The 5,262-nt window shown below is 34.5% G+C and carries 6 protein-coding genes; 3 read left to right on the forward strand and 3 right to left on the reverse strand.

Annotated features, from left to right (window positions below; genetic code table 11):
• Positions 1-13: 13 nt before the first annotated feature.
• The 3 genes from AC1DTM_RS17770 to AC1DTM_RS17780 all read right to left on the reverse strand — a co-directional run bounded on the left by AC1DTM_RS17770 (position 14) and on the right by AC1DTM_RS17780 (position 3,016).
• The gene (locus AC1DTM_RS17770) at positions 14-577 is read right to left on the reverse strand and encodes a GNAT family N-acetyltransferase (RefSeq protein WP_002199821.1); all 564 of its coding nucleotides are present in this window, start codon (positions 575-577) and stop codon (positions 14-16) included.
• A 145-nt stretch (positions 578-722) separates the two neighbouring features.
• Complete coding sequence (locus tag AC1DTM_RS17775; RefSeq protein ID WP_088099377.1) at positions 723-2,225, reverse strand: class I adenylate-forming enzyme family protein; 1,503 nt, start codon at positions 2,223-2,225, stop codon at positions 723-725.
• Between the two features lie 257 nt (positions 2,226-2,482).
• Entirely contained in the window at positions 2,483-3,016 is a 534-nt protein-coding gene (locus AC1DTM_RS17780) for an NAD(P)H-dependent oxidoreductase (protein ID WP_016105524.1), read from the reverse strand.
• 124 nt (positions 3,017-3,140) lie between these two features.
• On the opposite strand from AC1DTM_RS17780, the gene AC1DTM_RS17785 reads away from it, so the two are divergent.
• The 3 genes from AC1DTM_RS17785 to AC1DTM_RS17795 all read left to right on the forward strand — a co-directional run.
• A complete protein-coding gene (locus AC1DTM_RS17785; protein WP_002137377.1) occupies positions 3,141-3,464 on the forward strand; it encodes a winged helix-turn-helix transcriptional regulator in 324 nt (107 codons plus the stop codon).
• 439 nt (positions 3,465-3,903) lie between these two features.
• Positions 3,904-4,215, forward strand: coding sequence for an ArsR/SmtB family transcription factor (locus AC1DTM_RS17790; protein WP_477000577.1), 312 nt, complete (start codon positions 3,904-3,906; stop codon positions 4,213-4,215).
• A 120-nt stretch (positions 4,216-4,335) separates the two neighbouring features.
• The coding region (locus AC1DTM_RS17795) for a saccharopine dehydrogenase family protein (RefSeq protein WP_477000578.1) at positions 4,336-5,262 on the forward strand (927 nt) is incomplete at its 3' end.

A 5,262-nucleotide genomic window follows, 5' to 3' on the forward strand; every position in this document is an offset into this window, starting at 1 on the left:
GTAATAAGTACCCTCATATATCCGTCTCCTTATTTTTATAATAAATAAGAAAATCTGCCCACTTACCATTCCCCATAGAAAACGCCTCTCTCATACATTCAAATGAAAAACCAGCTCTTTCTGCCAAACGAACGGATGGCTCATTATCAACATGTATATGTAATTCGATTCTATGAAAATGAAGGCCATTAAAAAATAACGGCAGCGCAGCTATTACACTTTCTACTCCGTATCCATTTTTCCAATATTGATTATGAATAGAGTAGCCCATCATTGCCCATTGATAGTCCATACGTAAAATTTTTATAAGTTCTAGCTTTCCAATATTGGCGCCATCCTCTTTCTGAAAAATACCTAGAACGTACATTTCATCCCGTCGTGCCGCCTCATCAAATCCTCTTATCCATTCCGTGAACCATTCTTTTGTTGAAGACGACATGTCATGATAGCCATCATCGTATTTATATTGGGATGGTAACCTCTTATTGAATCCATCTAACCAACTTTCATAATCCTCTTTTTGAAATGGACGGATAATCAGTCTCTCTGTCTCTACTTGTAATAGTGGCAGCTTCATTTATATCTCTTCCTTTAATTATTAATTGAATATTCTTTATTATCTTACACAAAATACAAAATCTAGTAAATTATTATGTTTTTTATAAACAAAAATCCAGTTATGCTTACTACATAACTGGATTCCTTATCGTTTAACAACTTTTTTATTTTAAAATAACAACTTCCCTTAATTCCCTCTTCAACACTTTCCCTAAAGCGTTTTTCGGTAATTCGTCCATAAATACAACTTCCGGTATTTTATAGTTTGCTAGTTTCTCCTTACAATGTTGAATAATTTCTTCTTCTGTTAAAGGTGTTTGAATGTCCTTTACAATGTAAGCTGTTGGAATCTCACCCCAAAAGTCATCTAGAATTCCAACTACTGCAACTTCTAAAACACCGTTTATTTCATGAATAACATCTTCTACTTGATCTGGATATACGTTGTCACCACCGCGTACGATAACGTCTTTATATCTTCCCATAATATGTAGAAATCCATCGTCATCTATCATGCCAGCATCGCCCATGTTAAACCAATTATCTTTTACTACCTTCTTTGTCGCCTTTTCATTATTCCAATATCCTTTAAACATGTACGGACTTCTTACATGAATCTCTCCAACTTCATTTGTTGTTAGTTCATCACCTGTTTCTGGATGAACAATTTTCAATTCTACATGTTTAAGAGTTTTTCCTACAGAAGACATCTTTTCTTTTCCCATCATTGGATGCCATGAGGTTACAACCCAGCCTTCTGTACTACCATACCCTTGCACCATATATATTCCTTTTTTCATATATTTTTGAATGAGTGTTTCTGGCACTTTTGTACCACCGCTTTGCGCTATTTTAAAGGTTGAAATGTTACGCTCTTTTTTATTTAGTTCATCAAGCATATAACTATAAACCGCTGGAAACGCAAGCATMGTAGTAATTTTCTCTTCTTCAATCTTATCCCAAATAAGAGTAGGATTTGAATCAGATAAGAAAATCATCGTTATGCCATGATAAATGCAATTTAAAATAGAAAGCACCCCACTCATATGAAACAATGGATGCACTGATAAAAAGCGTTCACCTGCTGGAATTTCTCTTTGCCCCGCAATCTCAGCAAAATAATAGTGTAAGTTTTTATGTCCAATCACACATGCTTTTGCCTGTCCAGTCGTTCCTGAAGTAAATAAGTAAATCGCATCATCATCTTCATGAACTTCTACGTTCGGTTCTGTAATTGGCTGTTCTTGCAATTTTAATTCAAATGAACCAAAGCCTTCTTCTGTCGTTTTAATTACATAAGGAATTTCTTTAACAGCATCAATCTTTAATAACACTTCACTAAATTCTTCATCAATAACTAATACTTTTAACTTTGCTTCTTTTACAATCGTTTCTAATTCATAAGCAGTAAGCTGATGATTTAGCGGAATAAATACCGCTCCAATTTTCAAACTTGCCATCAGAACGCTTGGAAACGGGGGATTATTTTTACATAGGATTCCTATACGATCCCCTCTTTGCAAACCGTTATGTAACAAATAATGTGCAAGCTGATTTACTCGTTCATTATACTGCTGAAATGAATATCTTTTCTCTCCCCCTACAAGCGCTTCCAAATTTGGTGATTGCATTGCTCTTTTTTGTAATAATTGTCGCATCGTTCTCAAGTAAAACTCCCCTTTATATATGTTAGGTTTTTTATTTTATCAGATTAATTATTAATTTACTAAATATTACACTTAGTGAATATAAAACCAATAAAGTGAAACTTTAATCAGCCCTCACCAATCGGGCTTTTACGGGCGGCCCGACTCCCACCTAACTCCCTCTTATTCACTGAATTTTGAGGTAGGAGTCCTACTGCCCGCAAATAGCGGGATAAAAAAATAGCCATCTACTTAAGCAAGTAAATGGCCATTTCTCCTTATATATTAGAATACTTCTTATTCATCACATATTGCACATACTCAGGTGCACTTTTATCAATCTCTTCATCACTGATTTCATATTCTGCACCATATAAATAAAACGAAGGTATAAATTCCATTCCCGTGTATAAGCTTGTAGCGTGAAATGGTTTTGTCAACTCAGCCATTGTAATCCCGCTATTTTCATAGTCTTTTTCTAATCCACCTATAGAAATAGCTACACCAAACTCTTTTCCCTTCACTTTATCCCCTTTAGATCCGTAAGCAAATCCATACGTTAACACATCATCAAACCACTTCTTTAATAAAGGCGGTGAGCTATACCAATAAAATGGAAATTGAAATATATATCGGTCGTGTTCTACTAACAGCTTTTGTTCCTCTTCAACATTAAACTCCCAATTTGGTGCCGCTTTATATAGTTCATGCACCGTAACTTCATCGGAATGTTTCTCAAGCTCTTCTATCCATCTTTTATTAATTCGAGACTTTTCAATATCAGGATGTGCTACAATTACAAGTGTTTTCATATAGTTTCTTCCCCCTTATAAATAATTCAAACCCTTTAGTATTAGTATGAATGAGTCACATATAATTGAAAAGTACGTACTTTCAGGTACTATAGGAACCTTGAGGTACCTTTGGAGGTGTTATATGAATCAAAATGATGACTGCCCAATTGCAACAACACTCGATGTAATCGGCGGAAAATGGAAAGTTTATATTTTATGTGTTTTGATGGATGGAAAAATGCGAACAAATGAAATCAAACGAGAAATTCCAAACCTTACACAAAAAGTTCTTACACAACAACTTCGGCAACTTGAAGCTGATGGGATTATTCATCGTACCGTATATCAAGAAGTACCACCAAAGGTTGAGTACACAATAAGTGAACACGGAAAATCTTTAATGCAAATTATGAATGAACTATTTGAATGGGGAAAAGATCATCAGATGAAAAGATTAAATGACTAAAAGAACCCTACCTACTTTGTTACATCTTCTATGCAAAGAATTCTTTTAAAATTTTGTAATAGGAGTATCGTCACATCACTATTAAGTTAAGAAAATAGATTACCCCCAAAATGAACTTCTTTGCTATAAAAGACAAAAAGTTTCTGTTTTGGGGGCACTATAAAATTTAAACTTGATACCGATGTGTTACTACCCCAATTTGATATAGGCTTCGTGAATTTCGTGTGTTTGTCCTCGTTGTAGCTGGAATGGATTTGGCAATTGTTACAGAAAAAAGAACCAACATTCTTACAAATCTGAAAAAACAAAAATGGCTGTTTATGAAACTTTCTATATTTATACTTAAAGTTGGTGCTACTTCTTTATTGCATTAGATAGTAATGTAATTTATAATACGTTTAAATGATTAAATTCTTAAACGGAAGGTAATGTTAGCGAAATGAACTGTAATGATAAAGTAATGCATATTTTAGAAAATTTAAGGCCATGTTTTCAAGGGTTGGGAGATCCAAMTCGTCAGCAAATTGTATCACTTTTAATTGATAAAGATAGCTTGAATGTGACGCAAATTGCGGAGCATATTCCCATGTCAAGACCTACTGTATCTCATCATTTGAAAATATTGAAACAATCAGGGTTACTTCAAGTTCAGAAAAAAGGCACTGAAATGTATTATTGTCTTGAATTTAATGAAACAATAAATCTTTTAAAAGAACTTGTTTCTTTAGTTGAAGATGAATGTAAGAATTAGGTACTCATTTATAGTTTAGGGACACCTTTTGTCCCTTTTTTTAGCGACATTACGTTAAAAGGTTTAAGTTTTTGATCATTTAAACTTACAATCTCATACTAATTAAAATGGAGGTTTCAGATGAATAAGAAAACAGTATTAATTGTTGGTGGGTATGGAGTTGTTGGTAGTCAAATTGCTCAAATTTTACATGATCGACATCCTGATTTGGAAATTAGATTAGGGGGAAGAACCTTAGGGAAAGCGTTACCTTTTGAATCAGAGAGAGTAAAAATAGTCAAGGTAGACAACACAACAGATGATCCTTTAAGAAATTCGGATGATAATTTCACATTAGTTGTTAATGCGGTTAATGACCCGCAAGATAGACTACTTCTATCTGCAGTTCGAAAAAAAATTCCATTGGTTGACATTACTCGTTGGACTGAACACTTTAAGAGTTCTATTGATCGATTAAAAAATGTTGAGGTCCAATCCCCTGTTGTATTAGCTTCAGGGTGGATGGGGGGGACAGCAGCCCTTTTTTCTAAAATTTATTCAAAAGATCTTCAAGAGGTTACGGTTGATATCAACGCACTATATTCTCTTCAAGACAAAGCAGGACCAAATTCAACAGCATATATGGACCGGTTAACTATTCCATTTGAAGTCAAAGCTCGAGAGGGAATGCGACAGGCTTATCCAATGACTAATCCAATCAAAGTCCGCTTTCCCAACGGTTATATAACCAAATGTTATCGTTTGGATACTCCTGATCACGTAACCCTGCCAGAATCAATTCATGCTGTTTCGGCTAACTTTCGTATTGCTTTTGATAGTAAAACATCTACATATGGACTGGTTTCTCTGGTGAATACAGGGATTTGGAAAATGATTAGCGGAGAAAAATTTACCGATTTACGGAAAAATATTCTCTATAAACCCGGAAAGGGAAGTGCACATAACATAGTTATTCACCTTAAAGGTTATGATGCTACTGGTGTATTGCATAGACGATGTGTGAACATATCAGATCCGTTAGGACAGACACATCTTACTGCTTTAGGA

This window comes from Bacillus sp. P4_D3, from assembly GCF_056401855.1.